The sequence below is a fragment of the Streptosporangium nondiastaticum genome (assembly GCF_003011965.1).
Lineage (GTDB): Bacteria > Actinomycetota > Actinomycetes > Streptomycetales > Streptomycetaceae > Streptomyces > Streptomyces nondiastaticus.
In genome coordinates this window covers 1-403 of the sequence record NZ_PXWG01000392.1, presented here as the reverse complement: position 1 = coordinate 403, position 403 = coordinate 1, and the positions used below count along the sequence as shown (strand labels likewise).

General features: G+C 64.3%; 1 protein-coding gene. It reads right to left on the bottom strand.

The genetic code is table 11. From position 1 onward, the window contains the following. A partial coding sequence (locus tag B7P34_RS39205; protein WP_223268644.1) for a hypothetical protein occupies positions 1-403 on the bottom strand: 403 nt, incomplete at both ends.

Here is a 403-nt window from a genome sequence, read left to right as displayed (position 1 = left end):
TCCGTGGAGGTTGCACCGAATTCAGGTGCCTGCCGCCGTTCTCTGCTTGGGCCCGGAGACGGAGGGCGTCGTACTGGCGACGAAATGAATCCATGCAGCGCACGTTCGCCTTCCAGAACGAGTCGTTCTGACACCAGTCGATCAACGCGTGCGCTTCGGCAACGGGTCGCTTGTCGATGTCCAGCAGTCGGCGGGCGTCGACAAGCCAGGTGTTCTTGGCCGACCGAGTGGGCTCTTTGGAGCCGTTCGCTACGACCAGGTCCCGGAGGTGGGAGCACAGCGCCTTGACCTCTTCGCGCGGCGGCTCGGCCGTCGTGCTGCGCTGTCGCTTCGGCTTGGAGGGCTTCGGCTCGGCGGGGGACGAGTGAGGTCTTGTTGATGGTTCTTTGACGGATAGGCGCTC